At 45.5% G+C, this 19,976-nt stretch carries 15 protein-coding genes; 4 read left to right on the top strand and 11 right to left on the bottom strand.

Annotation, left to right across the window (positions count from 1 at the left end):
* Positions 1–129: 129 nt before the first annotated feature.
* The 3 genes from QZ918_RS27435 to QZ918_RS27425 all read right to left on the bottom strand — a co-directional run bounded on the left by QZ918_RS27435 (position 130) and on the right by QZ918_RS27425 (position 6,370).
* A complete protein-coding gene (locus QZ918_RS27435) occupies positions 130–1,803 on the bottom strand; it encodes a glycosyltransferase family 39 protein (protein ID WP_293340818.1) in 1,674 nt (557 codons plus the stop codon).
* Between the two features lie 357 nt (positions 1,804–2,160).
* A complete protein-coding gene (gene pruA / locus QZ918_RS27430; protein ID WP_293340816.1) occupies positions 2,161–5,136 on the bottom strand; it encodes an L-glutamate gamma-semialdehyde dehydrogenase in 2,976 nt (991 codons plus the stop codon).
* Positions 5,137–5,221: 85 nt separating this feature from the next.
* On the bottom strand, positions 5,222–6,370 hold the full coding sequence (locus QZ918_RS27425) for a hypothetical protein (protein ID WP_293340812.1): 1,149 nt from the start codon (positions 6,368–6,370) through the stop codon (positions 5,222–5,224).
* Positions 6,371–6,529: 159 nt separating this feature from the next.
* Between QZ918_RS27425 and QZ918_RS27420 the strand changes: the two genes are divergently transcribed.
* Together QZ918_RS27420 and QZ918_RS27415 are read left to right on the top strand one after the other, a co-directional pair.
* Positions 6,530–7,693 carry an RNA-guided endonuclease InsQ/TnpB family protein gene (locus tag QZ918_RS27420; RefSeq protein ID WP_293340809.1) on the top strand — a complete coding sequence of 388 codons (1,164 nt, stop codon included), beginning with the start codon at positions 6,530–6,532 and terminating at the stop codon, positions 7,691–7,693.
* A 159-nt stretch (positions 7,694–7,852) separates the two neighbouring features.
* The gene (locus QZ918_RS27415; RefSeq protein ID WP_293340807.1) at positions 7,853–8,062 is read left to right on the top strand and encodes a hypothetical protein; all 210 of its coding nucleotides are present in this window, start codon (positions 7,853–7,855) and stop codon (positions 8,060–8,062) included.
* Here QZ918_RS27415 and QZ918_RS27410 read toward each other — a convergent pair.
* From QZ918_RS27410 to QZ918_RS27400, 3 genes are all read right to left on the bottom strand, one after another.
* The gene (locus QZ918_RS27410; RefSeq protein ID WP_293340804.1) at positions 8,036–8,359 is read right to left on the bottom strand and encodes a DUF433 domain-containing protein; all 324 of its coding nucleotides are present in this window, start codon (positions 8,357–8,359) and stop codon (positions 8,036–8,038) included. The genes QZ918_RS27415 and QZ918_RS27410 overlap by 27 nt on opposite strands.
* Before the next feature lie 474 nt (positions 8,360–8,833).
* Entirely contained in the window at positions 8,834–11,380 is a 2,547-nt protein-coding gene (locus QZ918_RS27405) for a protein-arginine deiminase family protein (protein WP_293340800.1), read from the bottom strand.
* Positions 11,381–11,617: 237 nt separating this feature from the next.
* On the bottom strand, positions 11,618–12,313 hold the full coding sequence (locus QZ918_RS27400) for a hypothetical protein (protein ID WP_293340797.1): 696 nt from the start codon (positions 12,311–12,313) through the stop codon (positions 11,618–11,620).
* A 452-nt stretch (positions 12,314–12,765) separates the two neighbouring features.
* Here QZ918_RS27400 and QZ918_RS27395 point away from each other — a divergent pair, with 452 nt between their 5' ends.
* On the top strand, positions 12,766–13,998 hold the full coding sequence (locus QZ918_RS27395) for a GUN4 domain-containing protein (RefSeq protein ID WP_293340794.1): 1,233 nt from the start codon (positions 12,766–12,768) through the stop codon (positions 13,996–13,998).
* A gap of 277 nt (positions 13,999–14,275) precedes the next feature.
* Here QZ918_RS27395 and QZ918_RS27390 read toward each other — a convergent pair whose 3' ends face one another.
* Both QZ918_RS27390 and QZ918_RS27385 read right to left on the bottom strand, forming a co-directional pair.
* Positions 14,276–14,890, bottom strand: a complete 615-nt coding sequence (locus QZ918_RS27390) for a COP23 domain-containing protein (protein WP_293340791.1) — start codon at positions 14,888–14,890, stop codon at positions 14,276–14,278.
* Positions 14,891–15,272: 382 nt separating this feature from the next.
* Positions 15,273–15,752, bottom strand: coding sequence for an excisionase family DNA-binding protein (locus QZ918_RS27385; RefSeq protein WP_293340788.1), 480 nt, complete (start codon positions 15,750–15,752; stop codon positions 15,273–15,275).
* A gap of 62 nt (positions 15,753–15,814) precedes the next feature.
* On the opposite strand from QZ918_RS27385, the gene QZ918_RS27380 reads away from it, so the two are divergent.
* Positions 15,815–16,177 (top strand): tetratricopeptide repeat protein, encoded by a 363-nt coding sequence (locus QZ918_RS27380; protein WP_293340785.1) that lies wholly within the window; start codon positions 15,815–15,817, stop codon positions 16,175–16,177.
* A gap of 99 nt (positions 16,178–16,276) precedes the next feature.
* On the opposite strand, the gene QZ918_RS27375 is transcribed toward QZ918_RS27380, so the two are convergent.
* The 3 genes from QZ918_RS27375 to QZ918_RS27365 form a co-directional block, all read right to left on the bottom strand.
* Positions 16,277–17,686, bottom strand: coding sequence for an NAD(P)(+) transhydrogenase (Re/Si-specific) subunit beta (locus QZ918_RS27375; RefSeq protein ID WP_293340782.1), 1,410 nt, complete (start codon positions 17,684–17,686; stop codon positions 16,277–16,279).
* Positions 17,683–17,976: an NAD(P) transhydrogenase subunit alpha part 2 gene (locus tag QZ918_RS27370; protein ID WP_006633295.1), complete on the bottom strand. Its 294-nt coding sequence runs from the start codon at positions 17,974–17,976 to the stop codon at positions 17,683–17,685. Before QZ918_RS27370 ends, QZ918_RS27375 begins: the two co-directional genes overlap by 4 nt.
* Positions 17,977–18,314: 338 nt before the next feature.
* Complete coding sequence (locus QZ918_RS27365; protein WP_293340779.1) at positions 18,315–19,463, bottom strand: Re/Si-specific NAD(P)(+) transhydrogenase subunit alpha; 1,149 nt, start codon at positions 19,461–19,463, stop codon at positions 18,315–18,317.
* Between the last annotated feature and the right edge of the window lie 513 nt (positions 19,464–19,976).

Raw genomic sequence — 19,976 nt, 5'->3', positions numbered from 1 at the left:
AAGATATGCACCTAACAACTGCATTTACAGTCATACCTCATCTATCTGAGAAAAGCTATACTTCCAAAAACCCGGTTTCTCGGCAGTATTTCCCGGCAAACCAGATTTTAATTTGTTAATATTTTTAAATTATTTTTTGGTGATTTTCCACAAATTGAGTTCGACATTACCGCCAACCGGATCTATTTGATAGTTTTGCTGTTCAATTGCCGATCGCAAATTTGAGGAAGGCCTGTACAAAAACAACTTGCCCAAACCGCCGGGAACGTTCGGAGGTTCTGGTTTTTTCCGTGCCAACTCTCGATTTGCGTAGCATGAAGTATAACACCGGGGTTCGATTAACAGTTTGACTTTTGGTTGCAGGCGATAACTTAAAGGCATGATGTACGCTATATTCGCATCGCTGATGATGAGGGGATTGCTAGCTTGATTGACAGTCGCAGCGACTTCTATTTCGGCGCGCAGCCAGCCGCTGCCTTTATTCCACCAACTATCAGCTTGAGAACTAACTCCACCGGAGATGATGCCAGCACAAAACAGTGCAACTATAACTATTTTCCACAGTTTTTGAGGTTTTAAGTTATCTAAATTGTTGCTAATTTTCGCAGACAGCAGGTAAGCAACTGCTAGCTGAATTCCCACATAACAAGGAACTAAATATCGCGGATTTGCCGATCGCCTCCCACCTTTAAGTATATCGGGCACTGCCAAAAATAAGGCAGTTGTGGCAATTAACAATAATATCAATAACCAAACCCGTTTTGGTGTTTGCCGACAGAGAAAGTAAAGCGAATAGCCGACTAAAGCTAGAATTATGATGCCAACAGGAATTACCAAGGCTAGTTTTGTGGCGTTGGCAGTTCCATCAGTGCCAATATCAAAAAATCCTATGCTAACGGCGCCCACCCACCTGCTGACTAATCTGAAGAGATTTGTCTGTTCTGCCCATACTGTGGTACTTCTAACTTGATTGAACTTTTCAACAGTATTTACCAGGGAAGGCATGAAGCCAATTAAGGCGACCATTGCTGCTGCATAATAGGCAATAAATGTTTTAACATCGCGCCAGTTGGCAATCACTGCGACGTAGATTGCGTGGGCTGCGGCTACCCAGATAAATAACAAGTGGGTGTACAATCCCATTGCTGCTGTGACTGCGTATAGTGTCCAGTGACAAATCAGCAACATTGGATTTTGATTGACATCCGGGCGCATTGCTCGCAATAAGGCTGCACTGGATAAAATGGTCGTTAATGTCCACAAACTGTACTGTCTGGCTTCTTGGGCAAACAGGATGTGGTAGGGAGAAATGGCAAAAATTGCGATCGCCATCCACGCCGCAGCAGAGGATTCAAATAACTCCCAAGCCAGCCAATAAATGGCGGGAAATACTAGCAAGCTAATGACGGCGGCCAAACTTCTCATTGTGGCAACGGAACTGCCGAACCATTGCGCCCAAAATCGTGCTAGTATGTAATAGAGTGGCGGGTGTTGGGGATCTTCGGTTGATAAAGAATTGAGAGTATCGCTTAAAGTTTTTTGAGAGTTGATCTGCTGGTATTTTTGTAAATCCGACGGCGAAGTTATTTTCTGATATGAAATTTGTTTGATAATTTCCGCTTCGGTGTAGCCCGAAACTCTTAAGGAAGTATAGTTTTCGTCAATCCAGTAGAATTTGCGATCGAGATTGACAAATCGAAATAAAATTCCGATCGCCAATACGGCTATAATTAAAAATCGCAACCACTTGTCAAGGGGAGGGTTGTGAGAATTTAGTCGATCGCGATTTTTAGTAGATTCCATTTTTTTACTAGCTAATCTCGCAGAAGTTTTGTGATGTCACGCTACAGACAACACGGTTTGTAGTGAGGACTTTAGTCCTTCTTTCCTTCTTAATAGTCAGAGAGAGGACTGAAGTCCTTACTACGAAACTGATTGAAAGGACAACACGGTTCGTAGTGAGGACTTTAGTCCTTCTTTCCTTCTTAATAGTCAGAGAGAGGACTGAAGTCCTTACTACGAACCTGATTGAAAGGACAACACGGTTCGTAGTGAGGACTTTAGTCCTTCTTTCCTTCTTAATAGTCAGAGAGAGGACTGAAGTCCTTACTACGAACCTGATTGAAAGGACTGAAGTCCTCACTACAAACCAAAGAATGACTAATCGTCAACTCCTTCAATTGGTGCAAAACCTTGCCGCTGAATATTTTCAGTTATAGTGCGCGGTTCGAGGAATTGTAGCAAATAATCCGGGCCGCCGGCTTTGGAACCAACTCCCGAAAGTTTGAATCCTCCGAAGGGTTGGCGCGATACCACAGCGCCGGTGGTTCCGCGATTGATGTACAGGTTTCCGACTTCAAAATCGGCTTGGGCGCGATCGATATGCGAAGGTGTGCGAGAATACAATCCACCAGTTAAAGCGAAATTTGTACCGTTAGCAATTGCGATCGCCTCATCGAAATTACGAGCCCGAATCACCGACAAAACTGGGCCGAAAATTTCTTCCTGGGCGAGAGTTGCAGTCGGCGCGACTTCCGTCACAATCACTGGGCCGACAAAATAGCCTGTTTCCGGCGCCGCCATTTCTAAGGCTATCTTAGCTTCGGCGCGACCTTTTTCGATGTATTCGCGGATGCGCGACTGCGCCGTAGCGTCGATGACAGGGCCGACTTGAGTGCCGGGATTTTCGGCTGGGCCGACATTGAGCGATCGCGCGGCTTCTACCAATCTTTGCACAAAAGTATCGTACACCGACTCGACCACAATCACTCGCGAACAAGCGGAACATTTTTGGCCGCTGTATCCAAAGGCAGAATAAACTACGCCTGCAACTGCTTGGTCTAAATCCGCACTTTCATCGACAATAATTGCATTCTTGCCGCCCATTTCTGCAATTACTCGTTTCAGGTGTTTTTGGCCTGGTTGCAAAATCGCAGCTTGGGCATAAATCTGACAGCCAACTTCCTGAGAACCGGTGAAGGTAATCATGTGAACGTCGGGATGTTTTACCATGTAAGCGCCGACGGTTGAACCTTTGCACGGTACGTATTGAAAAACGCCTTTGGGAATTCCAGCTTCTAGCAAAATTTCCGCTATCTTTGCAGCAATTACTGTGGAAAATTCCGCAGGTTTTAGTAAGGTACAGTTACCTGCAACTAGCGATGCAACTGTCATTCCGACGGGAATTGCCAGCGGGAAATTCCAAGGGGAAATAATCAGAGAAATGCCGCGCGGTTGATAGCTGTAGCGGTTAGTTTCTCCTGGTATGTCGTAATTTTGCCCTTGTTCCAACCGTTCCATTTCGTCGGCGTAGTAGCGACAAAAATCAATGGCTTCGGAGACTTCGACATCGCATTCTCTGACTGGTTTGCCGACTTCAAACACCATCCAAGCTGACAGTTCGTGGCGCCGTTGTTCCATCAATTCGGCTGCTTTGCGGAGGACTCCGGCGCGCTGGCGGACGGGGGTTTTTCGCCAACTTGTGGAGGCTGCTTTGGCTGCTTCTAGGGCTTGTTTGGCTTGTTCTTCAGACAGCAATCCGATTTTTCCGACTACTTCTGCGGGATTGGAAGGGTTGAGGGAGTTAACTGTTGTTTCGGTGTTTTGGTACTCGCCGTCGATTAGCGGCAAATAAGTTTTACCTAAGCTAGCCCGCACTAATTTGATGGCTGCTTCTGCTTGTTGTCGCAGTTTGGTATTGGCGTAGTCGGTATCGGCGACGTTGGGGAAAACTTTGCTGTAAGCTATCTGGTCATTGCCATTAGCGACTGGTGCGGCTAATAATTGTTCGATCGGCATTTCTTCGGAACTTTGCCGGATAAACGAACTGTTGGCGGTGTTTTCCAGCAAACGGCGGATCAAATAAGCCATACCTGGGAGCAAATCGCCGTAGGGACAGTATACTCGGACGCGATAACCGCGATCGACCAAAAGCTTAGCTAGTTTGTCGCCCATGCCGTAGAGCACTTGCATCTCAAAGCGGCGGCGCGGTATATTGAGAGTCTCGGCAATTGCGATCGCCCGGGCTTGCGATCGGACGTTATGACTTGCGATCGCAGCATACAAATATTCGTGATTTTCCAGCAGTAACTGAGTCATCTGCTCAAAATTTGCATCCGTAGCAACTTTGTCATTGTAGACAGGCTGCGGCCAATCCTTCTGCATCGCCTTAATTGTTTCCTGATCCCAGTAAGCGCCTTTCACCACACGCACCGTTACCGGATTTCCGCGTTTTTTCGCCCAAGCAATAATGCCTTGCAAATCTTGTTTGCTATCGCGCAAATATGCTTGCAATGTGATACCAATATCCGTGCGGCTGCGAAACTCTTCCTCTAACAATAAGTCTTTGAGAATACTGAGAGTTAAACTCTTGTAGGCGTACTGTTCCATATCGAAATGAACAGCCGCCCCCAACTCCTGCGCGCGCCGCAATAACAGGCGAATTCTTTCGCTAACTTTCTCCTCGCTGCCTTTCGCATCCAGCGGGTCAAACTGAGAATAAAAAGCCGTTAACTTGACGGATACTTGCACTCGCGGCAGAGTTTCGCCGTCAGCCTTGTCGATGGCATCTACCTGCGACCAATTCTTAGCTGCATTGCTCAATTCCGCCATCAATTCCAAATAGCGGTTAAGATAAACTTCGGCCTCAGTTTCAGTAATCACAGCTTCCCCCAAAAGGTCAACTGTAAAACCCATTTTATCTTTGCGAAGCCGTTCTAAGGTTTTAATTACCTGCTTGATATTTTCCCCAGAAATATACTTGTGCGCCAAAGTTTCTACAGCAGGCGCAACCGTCGTCGCAGCCAATTGGCCCGGAACCGAATCAGCATTAGCAAAGCTGAGCAATTTTTTCAAAGCTTCCGGCAATTCTACCTCTTCCACAGTCAAGTATTCTTGCAAGTGGCGGGCAATTTCCGGCTTGCTGCGGAGGGCGGGCAAACAGTCAATAAATCGAAACAATTGCACCCGCAATCCGGGGCTGGCCATTGCCCAATCCATCAGCTTGTCGTCCCAGCGCATTTGGTCTTGCAGTTGACCGAAAAACGATCGCTTTTTGTCTTGAGTTGCCTTAAGGATTTCTTTAGCAATTTCCTGAGTCTTTGCTTCGTAGATGCTTGGAGATACTTGTGCGACCATTGGTAATTAGTAATTGGTAATGGGTAATTGGCAACCAGGGCGGGTTGATGTATTTTGCAACTACCCCCTGATAAAATTATACTGGCTATTTGACTTCAATTTTCACTCCGTAGTTTGCTTGGCGATCGCCCGAAATTTCAATAGTATAATCGCCGCTGGTGGGTAGTTGACCTTGCCACTGACCTGTGCTATCAACAGTACCTACTTTTTCACCGTTAGGAGCAATAATATTTGCACTAACTTGACCTTCTTGAACCTTTACTGTCATGCTTTGGCCGCTATTGCATTCTAGCAAGTAGCGCTTAGATTTGTTGGCTGGCAAGCTATTGCTGAGAGTCGTTCCGGTAGCACCCGCTGCAAAGCTAACTCGCTCAGTTACAGGGGTTTCCAGGGCAGCGGGAGATGCAGCAGGAGAAGGTAACGGGGAGGGCGAAGCAAGTTGCGGAACCCCAGACAGCGATGGTACTTGAGTTGCAGTCGGCGAGGGTGCGGTGGCGGGTAATGTCTGCTGGGGTGCGGGGGGCACTCCGGGCAGGCGGTTGGTGCGCGCTGCTGGAACAGGGGGAGGGCTTTCCGGCAAGGGTACGTCGGAAGGCAATCTGATTTGAAGGTTCGCTCTTTCTTGATACATTCTCCACGCGACCAAACTGCCGAGACTGAGTACGGAACCGACTAACATTCCACTCAGAAAAATTGCCAATATTTGCCAGATTGGAGTTGATTTGCGATCGGGATTTGCGGTGTAAGTTGTCGGCTGGGAATCACCGACTATTTGACTATTTTTCGGCGCATTGTCGGCTATAATTGGAATTATTTCTGTTTGGTTTATTGCTGTTGAAATATCTTCGAGCGCGGCAATTTTTTCGGAAGTTTCTGGTGGTTCGGAACTTGCTGTTAAAACATTGTCACTGGCGAGATTTTCTGTAGGAGTTTCTGGTGGTTCGGAACTTGCTGTTAAAACATTGTCACTGGCGAGATTTTCTGTAGGAGTTTCTGGTGGTTCGGAACTTGCTATTAAATCATCTTCAATTGGGAGATTTTGTATAGGAGTTTCTGGGGGTTCAGAAGTTGCTGCTAAAGCATCTTCAATTGGGGGGATTTCAGCGGGAGTTTCTGCTGCTTCGGAAGTTGTATGGGGATTGGTAATGACACTATTCGCGAACTCACCGCTGTCAGTAGCAATTGTTTCCGGTTGCTGAGTCAAAATTTGATTTTGTTCCGGTTCGTTACTCATGGCACTAAATTTTTTGTACAAATACTGCTTTTAGACAATCTTACCAAAAAGCTGGGTCTAAAGCCCCGTCCTTATAGGACGGATTTAATTCCAGTGTAAAGATTCTTGAAATAGTCAATTTGTAGCAACACCTGCTCGTAAATGTGATAGAATTATCCCATGATTGTACTAGAGTTCAAGTTAAAAGGCAAGCCACAGCAATACCGGGTCATAGACGAAATGATCCGCACAGCTCAATTTGTCCGAAACCAAGCTCTCAGATACTGGATCGACAATCAGGGAGTTAAGTTAATCGATCTCTACAAACAATGCGCCATTATGGCAAAAGAGTTTGAATGGGCCCGAAAACTTAACTCAATGGCACGTCAAGCTTCAGCGGAACGTGCCATTTTTGCTATTCAACGTTTCTTCTCTAATTGCAAAGCGTCAAAACCAGGAAAAAAAGGATACCCACAATTCAAAAAACACACTCGTTCCGTAGAATACAAAACATCAGGATGGGCACTTTCGGTCGATAAAAGATGTCTGACTTTCACGGACGGCTTTGCTGCTGGAACCTTCAGATTGCTTGGTAGTCGAGACTTGCAATTCTATGCGCCCAAGGAAATTAAGCGAGTCAGAGTAATTCGTCGCGCTGACGGTTACTACGCTCAGTTTTGTATTAATGTAGAGCGAACAGAAGAAATAGTTCCTACGGGGAAAACGATTGGCATAGATGTGGGGTTGAACCATTTCTACACCGATAGTACCGGGGAAATAGTTCCAAATCCTCGACATCTTCGCAAAAGTGAAAAAGCTTTGAAGCGGTTGCAGAAACGAGTTTCTCGAAAAAAGAAAGGTTCGGGCAATCGTAAGAAAGCTATCAATAAATTAGGCAGAAAACACTTAAAAGTTAGTAGGCAGCGTAAAGACTTCGCCATTAAAACAGCGTTGTGCGTAGTGAAATCTAACGATTTCGTAGCCTACGAAGACCTTCAGGTAAGAAATATGGTGAAAAACCATAAACTTGCGTTGGGAATTAGCGACGCAGCGTGGTCACAGTTTGCCCAATGGTTGCAATATTTTGGGAAAGTATACGGTAAAACAGTAGTTGCTGTAGCACCTGGGTACACTTCCCAAGATTGTTCAAGTTGCGGCAATCGCGTTCAGAAATCGCTATCAGTCAGAACTCATATTTGCCTGTGTGGTACGGTGTTAGACCGCGACCACAATGCAGCGAAGAATATTTTGGCTAAAGGATTGAAAGCCCGTGCAGGAATTAGTTTAAATACGGTGGGGCACACCGGAATTAACGCTTGGAAACCGACCTCTACTCGTTGGTGATGACATCAACAAGCAAGCCGACTGGTTGAACCAAGAATCCCCGCGCGTTCACGCCGGGGAGTGTCAATTTATATTAAATCCGGTGATGGTCGAATGATGCTGAGGGCGCGAGCGTCCCCTTCGCACTTAGGACTGAAGTCCTCACTACAAGCCAATTTTATGAGAAATTTGTCGGTTGGGGCGATCGCAAATTTACCAACTTTTAAAACCTCTATTTATAGCAACCACCACATCGGTATTGACAGAAATAAACTCATCAATAAAACCGAGTATCCCTCTAGCATCAACGGTTTGATTACCCTACTCTATAACTGTCAACTGTCAACTGTCAACTGTCAACTGCTATATATCGTTCAACTTAATCGCTGATTCAATTTCGTCAGGAAATGCCTCAGCATAAGCCCAAGCATTTTTCAAGTCGCTAGCACTAAGATGCGGATAATCTTCTAAAAGTTGAGCGTCAGTTGTACCTAATCGGCGAGACTCTACCAATCCCCAAACAGAAATTCTAGTCCCTGCAATCCTGGCATTACCGCCAACAGTACCGGGAGTTTTTTCAATGCCCTGCCAGGTGTTGGCTAAACTTTGAGCTAATATCTGTATTGCTTGAGCTTTCTCAGGCGGAGTCAGGGAAAGGAGTTGCGGTTCTAATTCTTTTAGTGTCATAGTTGAGCGCGGGTTTGGCTGCTGAGAATGTCGTATGTATATTATAGCGATCGGGCGGTTTCAACCGCTTTTTTTTGACCTCTAACTCTACCAACGAAGTCGAGGGCAAGTGAACTAAAAAATCGCGGTAGGTGCGTCGCTCATATATTGTCCTAAATTACCGGGATTATCGCAACGACGCACCCTACTTTCATATCAAATTGGGTTGCATAGGAATTATTAAGCTCTCTATATCTCTCTCTGTGTCCTCTGCGCTCTCTGCGGTTAAATCATTTCCATACAACCGGAAACAATATCACTCGCGGGGCGGGTGTGTCGCTCATATATTGTCGTAAACTACCGAGATTATCGCAGCGACGCACCCTACTTTTACTACAAAATTGGTACATTGGAATTTATTGTTGGGTGGGGGCGGTTTTTTTAGATTGTGGGTTTTTGGCAATTATTATTGGCGAACCCGCCCCTACAAGATACTCAATTATTAGGCAAAGATTGCCAAAAAGGAATAGGTTCCGGCTGCCTCACAGTATTCGTCGCCGATTGCACGTTTCCTTTCAATTCTTGATAATACCTATCATCCAGAAAACTCACGTTAACGCCAGCAGGAAGTAGCAATTGGCGCAATCTTTCCTGAGTGTAATCTAAACCATCAATCATTGCCCCGCGCGGATTGGAGACTAACAACTTACCGTTAACAGGCACCGAATTGACCATATTCGGCCACCAAGCATAACCGCTGTAGCCAAACATCGCTGGAACCTGAACGATTTGGTCGTCTGCGAGGGCAAACTCTCTTTTCAACTTCTCTAAAATCGGATTGAGTTTCTGCTTTTGCAGCTTGAGGTTGTGTTGAATTAAAGCAGGATTGTTCAAGGCAGCGCTGACTGTAGTTTCAGTGCTCAAGCCGCGATTGATTGTCACATCACCGTACCCTTTTTGGGCCAATTCTTCCAATAACTTAACTCCGGCTTCTGGACTGGCGATCGCCATTATAGACTTTCCGGGGATTTGACTGGGAATAAAATTGATAATTTCATCGACTTGGCGAGTCAAAAGCCAAGAAGTATCAATATCCACCGCTGGGCCTTGAATTCTTTGAGCTTGAATAAAATCTAGTACCTCAGGATTAAAACCAGCATTCCCCGAATTTCCGTAATAAGCTCGACCCATTGGGTATCCGGGAATCGGCGGCGTCACCTGCAAATTTCCGTATCCATCAGACCACTGATTTACAGGATCTAAAGAGCGAGGTTTGCCAATTTTAAATACTCTCAAATCCCGCTCTTGATTTGACTTGGCTGGCTTGTCTAACTCTGGATTGCTAGGGCTTTTAATCGCGACATTAACTTGACGCATATCGGATTTTTCGGGAACTTGAACGTAGCCATTTTTGTGACTGTCTTGCATCCAAGCATTATCGCCCTGGATGATTTTTACCTGAGCCCCTGTGGGTTCTACAGCTTGTTTGAGTTGGGAGATAAATTCACTGTTAGCTGAGCCTCGGTCGCTGACCTGAACTTGTGTTACTGGTGCTGTATTTGGTGCTATCATCCAAGGACTAACGCCCATTTGGATGGTCGCGGCAGCGATTTGTTGACCGTTATTTTCGGCGGTTGCTTTGAGATTAACAGTACCGTTCCAATTGCGATCGGCAAATTGTTTTGCTTCCACTCCTAAAACAATATTCGTGCTAAAATTTATTGGTTTAGTACCGGATATATCTACAGGTAGCCAGCCGTCGGCAGTTTTCTGAAAAACGCTGATGTGAGGGCTGCCAATGGTGTCAGCCGTGATAAATAATTGAGAATCTTTGAAGTTTTCCGACAGGATTAAGTTAACTTGAGAAAGCATTGCTGCGCGGCGAGGGACGCTAACCTTGGTTTCTTGCCAAGTCGGTATTTTGCTGCGGCGTTCGTTATTGCGATCGCTATACACAATCAGCGCGCCGCGGGACAATGACCATTTATCTTTTTCGGCTTCGTCTAGTTGATTAATTTTGCCGTCTCTATTAGTATCTCCGGCAAAGAAGAAGTTTGTCGGTAAGGTTGCGGGCGTAACTGAGGTTGGAGTTGGTGTTGCGGTTGATTCGGGAGTTGGTGTTGCGATTGACTCGGGAGTTGGTTGAGGAGTTGGTTGTTGATTGAGTTCTAATTGTTGTCTTTGTTGTTCTTTTAGGGCGAGTTCTTGCTTTTCTAATTCTTGTCTTGTGAGTTCTTTTAGGGCTAATTCTTCCCTTTCTTTTGCTTGGCGGGCGAGTTCTTGTTTTTCTTGTTCTTTGCGGACTAATTCTTGCCTTGCAAATTCTTGTTGTTCTAGTTCTCTGCGAGCGAGTTCTTTTTTCTCTTGTTCTTTTCTCTCAATTTCGCGGCGAGCAAATTCTATTTTCTCTTGTTCTTTTCGGGCAATTTCTCTTACCTGTTCTTCCTCGGCTCTAATTTTCTGTGCAGAACGTGCTACTTGCCATTCGTAGGTAGCGAGAGTGAGATTTCCTTGATATTCGATGGTTTTGTCGATCGCCCGTTCAGCCAACAAAGAACCGTGGGGAATGAGTCGCAGGTTATTGATAGCCAATTGCCAGAAGCGTTGCGACTGTTCCCAAGTAGCGGGATCCGCTTTAGAAGTGCGTCCAATGACAACCGCTTGGGAAGCCAATCTAGCAGCCTCATCCCAGTTATTTTTGGCTTGTTTTTCTATTTCAATCTGACTTTGAAGGTTTTGGAGTTGCTTCGTGAGAGTTTCGGATTGGTGGCGGGGGCTATCTGGTTGCCAATATTCGGGAGAAAACAGACTGCTGTCGGGAGTTTCGGCAAGTTTATCTAATTGTACCTTGAGGCGATCGCGCAATTTGTAGAGTTCGGGGAGCGATTGCGGAGTATCGCCGTCGGGCTGTCGCGGGGAGAGTGCGAGTTTGTAATTTAGAGTAGGTTGAGCCACTGTTGTAGGGATGGCAACCCAAATTATACCGATGACGACACCGAAAGCATTGACGATCGCGATCGCAATATATCGAACCCAGCGCATATAGTTAATCCTCAGACACCCAAATGATTTTACCTAATCTTGGTGCATTTAGTAAGATTTTAGGATTGGTTTGGGCAAATAGGACTTAGCATGGGGCCCAGAAACCGGGTTTTTCGCGAAAATACTTTGTTGCTACGGACTGATTAGGTAAAAAACCCGGTTTCTTTGTCGGAGTCGGTAATTTCTGTTATCGGTAACAGAAGAAGAGTGAAGTGAGGATAGATACTTGCTAAACCCTCATTTTTTCTTAGTGCGGTTGCGTTTTCTCGATGCAGCCGCCATTTTTTTTGCTTTTTTTTGCTTTTCTTTACTTACTTTAGAGGGATGGAAACCACTACCACTTATCGGTGGGCTTGACCATCCAAACATATCTGAGTTTTTAGCTGCAAGCGTAGGGGCAATCTCAGCATTATATATCTGCTGAAATTGTTTCATGCCTTCCTCCGTAGTCATATCAAACCCTGCTTTATGACCCATCGTTACAAAGGATTTGGCAATTCCGAATTTAGAAGAATCTTCCATAATCTCCTGAAATTCCGGCTCAATATCCCGCAGGTATTCGATAATTGAAGTGGCATTTTGCTGTCTGAATTCTCGTTGCACAAAATGCCAGAAAGCCAATAATTCCGGGATAGCATTTTCACCATCTTCCGGCGAAAGCAAAGTGACTTTTCTGGGAAATAAGTCTTCGATTATGCTTTCCACATCTGCCACTGTCATGGAAGGTAGTGTAGAACCTTCATAGCTGAAACCGTAATAAATGAAATGCGAGATCCAAGATCCAACGTCTGGATAAGTTTTACAGTATTCTTCTCCTTCGGGAGAATTGACAAATAGCTCGATTAACGTTTCCTGATAATCATCCAGGAGTGGCTCTGCGTCGTCATAGTCTAGGCCATCTAATTGGCCGAGGTCAAAAGGTTTATCTGACATAGTTGAAAACTTTTGAATTTAATTGACTTTCGATCTAAGGTTAGTACAATTTTTGCAGTTCGATTAATTCTTTAGAATTTTATTATATTTAAAAAACTTCGATCGCAGGTATATTCGACTAGCATCGATCGCCCGTGACTATTTAAACCAAAAGTAAGTCCACAAAATCTGGATCCCCCCTAGCCCCCCTTAGGTCGGGGGGGACAAGAGTGCAGTCAAAGTCCCCCTTCTTAAGGGGGATTTAGGGGGATCTAGACTTGGCTACCAGCGAGATATCGAGAAACTTTTAATCTTAACTTGTTACGTGCGATCGCTCCCATCTCCTTACTCGTAGCTACGATCGCAAAAAAATGGTATACTTTCATGTTAATCTCCTACCTGGAAAACAACACATCACTGTTGTAGAAATTATTCATTTACTCCCTTATTCCCTAAGACGATCGGCAAAATCTATGAAATTCCGCTCTTGCTGGCTAATTTTTACCCTCATCGGACTCTCCCTAACAAGTTGCTCGCAGCAGAAGTCATCTCAAGAAATTGCCGAAACAGTTAAAAAGAGCATTGTACTGATTTCCTACCAGAATGAAAGCGGACACGGTACGGGCTTTATTGTGCCGGGGCCAACGGGAGTTTGCACGGTACTCACCGCACGTCATGTCGTGGAAGGGCGCAGTTTGAACCTGCAAACTAACGACCAAAAACTTCATAAAACTAACAGCGTCCAAGCAAGCCCAAATCTGGATTTAGCAGTGGTAACGTTTCAGTCAGCCGGTGAAAATTGTCCTTATCCGAGTCTCAATCTTGGCGATTCCGATAGCGTGAAACAAACAGATCAAATCTATATTTCTGGGTTTCCCGATAGGGTTGGAAGTCGCAAATTAGTACAACAATTTGTGCGAGGTTCGGTATCGGGGTTGGATGTGTTGGAACAGGGTTATGGGATTTCCTATGATGCTTCTACTTATGGCGGGATGAGTGGCGGGCCTGTTTTAGATACTAGCGGGAAAGTGGTGGCAGTTCACGGGAAAACAGACGCTCAAATTGTTGCTGATTTGCAGAGTCAGCAAGCAAGTTTGTCCGAACAACAGAAAGCGACGCTGCAACAAGCGGCGGCAAGAGTTGCTGGTGGAGGGGTACAAGTTAATACTTTTAAGTGGGGAATTCCAATTAAAACTTATCAGGCAAATCAATCTTGGGAAAATCAACCCCTGGCTAAAGCAGACTATACTAAACTAGAACAGTTATTGTCGGCCGGGAAGTGGCAGGAAGCCGATTTGGAAACTGCTCAAAAAATCTTAGAAGTGGCGGAGAGACAAAAAGAAGGTTGGCTAGACGATGAAAATATCGAAAATTTTTCCTGTCCTGATTTGCGGGCGATCGATCGACTTTGGGTACAATACAGTGATGGACGCTTCGGTTTTTCCGTGCAAAAACGGATTTATCAAAGTCTTGGCGGCACTAAAGAGTATAATCGAGAAGTATGGACTGCTTTCAGCGAGGCGGTCGGCTGGAAACAGAAAGGATACGGATACGAAGGACGATGGTTGTCATACTCCGAGTTAACTTTCAATACCCAAGCACCATCAGCCCACCTCCCGTATAAATATGGCTCGTTTGGGGAATGGGTGGAATACCTATACCGATCTTCTTCTCTTGTGTGGAGACTTGTAGAGTGTAACCTATAAAGGCTTCAAGTTTTTATTAAGAATTGTGAGGGAGTCAAAATCCACGGAGTCATGCGGTATCTGGGTTTCCGATACCTGGCACTGCGGCTTACCAGCCAGGATGTTGCCCGCGACTTGTGGGTTATAACAATTAGCCAAAACGAACTTTTTAATCAATCAGGACTTACGCACTCCGACCAAAGAAACCGGGTTTTTTTCTGAATCTGCGGGATGCAACCAAGTATTTTCGCAAAAACCCGGTTTCTGAACCCCATGCGTAATTCCTATAAATTTAACATCACTTAGCAGAATTAGATCCTGCAACGCGATCGGCCTCTGCCAAAAAAGGAGTTAAATCAATCTTTGGCGAAGCCGGAGAAAAATTAGAAGTAGCTACCTTACCATCGCTATTTTGATAAATCCCAGTACCGTTCCGCAAATCTTCAGTAATATCTCGCAATGAGTTATAAGCCTCTGTTTCGTTACCGGGCTTCAACGTCAGCAACAGCGGACAATTATCGCCACTCAACTTAGTTTTAGCACAAATCACATATTGATCCGGCGTATTAGAATCACCTCGATAACCTAACTGAGTCAAACCATCTTTGCGATAAGTTTCCAAACGTTCAGCAATTATTTCGCAGCGTCTTATCGGTGTATAACCACCACCCAAAGTTGTCACCATTTTCAGCCAAGGTTGTACGCCTTTATCGTGACGGTACATGACAGTCCAAACTTCACCGCCCCGCTGAGTATCTGGGCGAAGTTCGCAGAAAAAATGGTCTTTTTTTCCAAAAAGTACAGGAGGCCAACCTTGAACATAAGCAATTCCCGCACCGACAACAGCCGCTATCAAACTCAATACACCGACAGTCAGATTAGCGGTGTTAAAAAACTTCCCACCATTATTCACGGTACTGAATCCTCGATAAAATTTTGAGAAATAACAACAGCGATAATAATAGGACTTACGGGGAGTCAGAAACCGGGTTTTTTTCGACAATACTTCGTTAAAAACCGTAAAAACTGTGAAAAACCCGGTTTCTTTGGTCTCGACACGCAAGTTCTAAATAAGTTGAAATTTTCTACATCAGCCAAGTAACGTATTCCCGAAAACGGCCAGGGAATTAATTTCCTGCCGGACTGGGCGAAGTTGCAGTAACTGACGTGCTACACTCAGTATATAACAAATACCGATCGCCTTTCTCGACACAAGAACGATCGCCCTTAACTAAAAATACAAAATATTCTGATAATAACGTTGAATCTTATCTGCAAAAATCGGAATCAACCTGCTAGCTGTATACTCTAGTCTCATGCAATTCCTCTTCCTGGCTAAACTCAGCTAATTCCTTGAGAATTTCACGGCGCTTAACACTACGCTGCTGCTTATATGCGATCGCACTTGCCAAACTTATCCGCCCCTGGTTTCCTAATTTTCCATAGGGAATTTCCCCATCATCGAGCAACTTGACTACAAATTCTGGTGACACATTCAGCAAACTCGCAGCTTCTTCAACAGTCATATCTTGGTCAATTGGCACCAAAGATACTGCTTTACCAGCGGCCATCAAATGTGCAGCTTGACACAACAATTGATAGAGAGATTGAGGAAGTGCAATTTCTTCTCCGCCAACTTCCACCAATTTTACTTTTAATATCTCAGAATCATCATTTTCTGTCTTGAAACATAGCATCTTATCCAACAATTTGATAGCTTTGGTTTCTTCTTCTGTCGGTAAAACAGGATCTAGAAGTATTTTTTGCCTGTTCATGGAAATGTTTCCTGAATTGGTTTAATGCTATTATAGTATATTGAATTTATTAATAACCGTTAATGTCTGACTTAGAAAAAGGTCTAGCCACTTTTAACAACCAAGATTATACCCAAGCCTTTACCTTGTTAAAACCACTAGCCGAACAAGGAAATGCCGAATCCCAGTCCATCATTGCCAGTATGTACCATTTAGGATTAGGTCGAAAAAAGATGATATTAGAAGCAATTAAATGGTACATCAAATCCGCCGAGCAGGGCTATGCTGTTGCCTCAAACAACTTAGCAGGAATTTATCTCTGCGGTGCTGATGGTGTAGCCGCCGATCGCACCTTAGCAGAAAATTGGTTTCAAACAGCCAGAGAACAAGGATTTTCACATACACCCATTTCCAGTGAATATGTGAATCAAGCTAGCATTGCATAAAAAAATCGCCCAAAACAAAAACCCGGTTTATTGGATAAACCGGGTTTAATCATCTGCGTTAATCCGCGTTAATCTGCCTTCATCAGCGGTTGCAAAATCCTACAACTGCTTCACCTCAGCAACTAATTTCGCAACCACATCCTTCGCGCTACCAAACAACATCATCGTCTTATCCTTATAAAACAACTCATTGTCAACACCCGAAAAACCAGCACTCATCCCGCGCTTGATCACGATCGTATGTTTAGCCTTATCAACCTCCAAAATCGGCATCCCATAAATCGGGCTAGCCGTATCGTGACGCGCCGCCGGATTTACCACATCATTCGCCCCGATTACCAACGCCACATCCGTCTCGTCAAACTGCGGGTTGATATCGTCCATATCGTACAACTGCGGGTAAGGCACATTTGCCTCCGCCAGCAACACATTCATGTGCCCCGGCATCCGCCCAGCCACCGGGTGAATCGCGTATTTCACGTCAACACCCATTTTTTCCAAACCGTCGGCTAACTCCCGTACCGCGTGCTGTGCTTGCGCTACAGCCATCCCGTAACCGGGAATAATTACTACCGATCGCGCATAGCCTAACATCATCGCACTTTCTTCGAGATTGATGCTGCGAACAGTTTTGTCGATCGCACCTCCAGCAACCCCAGCAGCCGCAGCACTTCCGCCACCGCTACCAAAGGCACTAAACAGTACGCTAGAAAGCGATCGATTCATCGCCTTGCACATGATTTGCGTCAAAATAATCCCCGACGCGCCCACCAAGGCACCAGCGATAATCAGCATATTGTTCATCAAAATGAACCCAGCCACACTCGCGGCAATCCCCGAATAGGAGTTTAGCAGCGACACCACCACGGGCATATCGCCGCCGCCAATAGGCAGCACAAACGCGATTCCCAAAATATTGGAAATCAGCACCAAACCCAGGAATACTGGCACATCCTCCGGATTCGCCAGCATATAACCGCTGCCGGCTAAAAGTGCGATCGCCAGCATGGCATTAAACGGCTGTTGCAGCGGAAACGTCATCGGCGCACCCGGTAGCAATTCTTGCAGTTTCGCAAACGCCACAAGGCTTCCAGTGAAAGTAATCCCGCCAATCAACACGCCCAAAAGGATCGTGATTGTCGCGTCAGGAGTTGGCGATTGGGGGATGCTGAGATAGCGCCAGAATTCGCCCACAGCAACGAGTGCAGAAGCCGCACCCCCGAAACCGTTAAGCAAACCCACCATCTGCGGCATATCCGTCATTGCGACGGTTTTCGCCATAATTGTTCCCAAAATGGAACCGACGATAATTCCGACTGCAATCAATTCGTAGCTGACTACTTGCTTTTCCAGTAACGTACCAACGATCGCAATTAACATCCCGATCGCAGCTAACACATTTCCTTGACGCGCAGTTGCGGGCGATCCCAACTGTTTCAAACCGATAATAAACAAAGATGCGGCAACTAAATAACCTAGTTGAATGCCACTTGGCAGAAAATCGCTCACGCTTTAACCTCTTTTTTCTTGAACATTTGCAGCATTCGATCGGTGACTAAGAAACCGCCGACTACGTTGATAGTGGCCAGGGCGATCGCGATCGTCCCTAAAATAGAAGTAACAGTCACATTACCTTGTCCTGAAATCAGAATTGCACCTAAAACTGCAATTCCCGAAATCGCATTGGAACCCGACATCAAAGGTGTATGTAGCGTCGGTGGGACTTTGTTAATAACTTCAAATCCCACAAACGATGCTAGGGTAAACACCACTAAACCTGCAATCAATCCTTCTGCCATAACAATTGGTAATTGGTAATTGGTAATTAGGTTCGTAGTGAGGACTTTAGTCCTTATTTATTCAGATTGTAAAGACTAAAGTCTTTAATACGAATTTTTCAGACTAAAGTCGTTACTATAGGTTCGTAGTGAGGACTTTAGTCCTTCTTTATTCAGATTGTAAAGACTAAAGTCTTTAATACGAACCTGATAGGACTGAAGTCCTTACTAAGAACCTGATAGGACTGAAGTCCTTACTACGAACCTTGAGGACTGAAGTCCTTACTACGAACCTTGAGGACTAAAGTCCTTACTACGAACCTTTGAGGACTGAAGTCCTTACTACGAACCATCATTATCTAACTGACTGCTGAAGCCTCAGCCGTCAAAGCGTCGCGAACTCGCTGGTTGCTAATCTCGCCATCGCGGGTCACACAAGAACCAGCAATGATATCATCTTCAAAATTTAAATTTAGTTCCTTATCTTTCAACATCAACTGAACCAAAGCCGAGATATTTTTGGAGTAAGTTTCGCTAGCGTGTACTGGCATCGACGAAGGTAAATTAATCGGGCCGATGACATTAACTCCGTTCCATTCAACATCTTTCCCAGCTTCAGAACATTCGCAGTTACCACCTTGTTCCGCCGCGAGGTCAACAATTACCGATCCGGGCTTCATTTGAGAAACCATTTCTCTAGTAACTAAAATAGGTGCTTTTCTGCCGGGAACTTGAGCAGTTGTAATCACTGCATCGGAAGCGCTGACGTGTTGAGTGAGCACTTGACGGGTGTATTCTTTGGCTGCTTCTGATAATTCTTTTGCGTAACCACCGGCGGCGACTGTTTCTTCTTTGAGTTCGACATCAACGAATTTAGCACCCAAGCTTTGCACTTGTTCTTTAGTTTCCGGGCGGATGTCGAAAGCTTCGACGACTGCGCCCAAACGGCGCGCTGTCGCGATCGCCTGTAAGCCCGCAACGCCCACGCCCATCACCAATATTTTCGCGGGGCGAATTGTACCCGCCGCCGTTGTCAACATCGGGAAATATTTCGGTAATGCACAGGCTGCGATCAGTACCGCTTTGTAACCCGCAACGTTGGCCTGGGATGACAGCGCGTCCATGCTTTGGGCGCGGCTGGTACGCGGGATCATTTCCATGCTGAATGCGGTTATTTTGCGATCGGCCAACCGCTGTACTAACGCCGGATTTCCCAAAGGATTCAAAAATCCGATGAAAACTCCTCCTTCGCGAAGTTGGTGAACTTCTGATTCTTTGAGCTCCCCAATTTTGACGACGACATCGGCTTCGCCCCACAGCGTAGCGGTATCGGCGATAACACGAGCTCCGGCTTCTTCGTAAGCAAGATCCGAGAAAAAGGATTTTGCACCGGCACCCGCCTCAACCCAAACTTCGACGCCTTGTTTGACTAATCGGGCTACAACGTCGGGTACTAAGGCTACCCGGCGTTCCCCTGCTTCGACTTCTTTGGCGATCGCTAATTTCATGGACTCTCCTTATACTCTAGACACAGACACAGACAGGGCGGTTGAAACCGCTTCTACACAGACAAAACCTGCCTCCGCAGGTTGAAATTCAAATTTCCCAGTCCGCCCAGAGGCGGACATAGTTTATGTAGGCGCGATTTAATCGCTGGCTGGCTTGGACAGTCCGCGGAGGCGGACATCGTTTGTGTAAGCGCGATTTCAATCGCTGGCTGGCGTGGCGGTTGAAATCGATTCTGCTGGCTTCTCACGTTGATACTAAAGCCGATCCCCAAAATTACACTCGCTTCTTTAACTTGTCTTATAGATTCAAATTCAGTGACATACTCACGCGCGATCAAGCGAGTACACTATGACGTGGGCGTCTTTGCAGCCCGATTAAGGGTATACAACCCACATTCCGCACCCCCAACTGGCACATACACTGCTTGAGGGGGTAAAAGTGAATTATCCGAGATAATAGTGAGTAAAAACACCCAGAAATCTGTGCAATTATCGCATCACCCAGTTAGGGAT

The organism is Microcoleus sp. CAWBG58 (assembly GCF_020883045.1).
Lineage (GTDB): Bacteria > Cyanobacteriota > Cyanobacteriia > Cyanobacteriales > Microcoleaceae > Microcoleus.
This window is presented reverse-complemented; position numbering and strand designations above follow the sequence as displayed.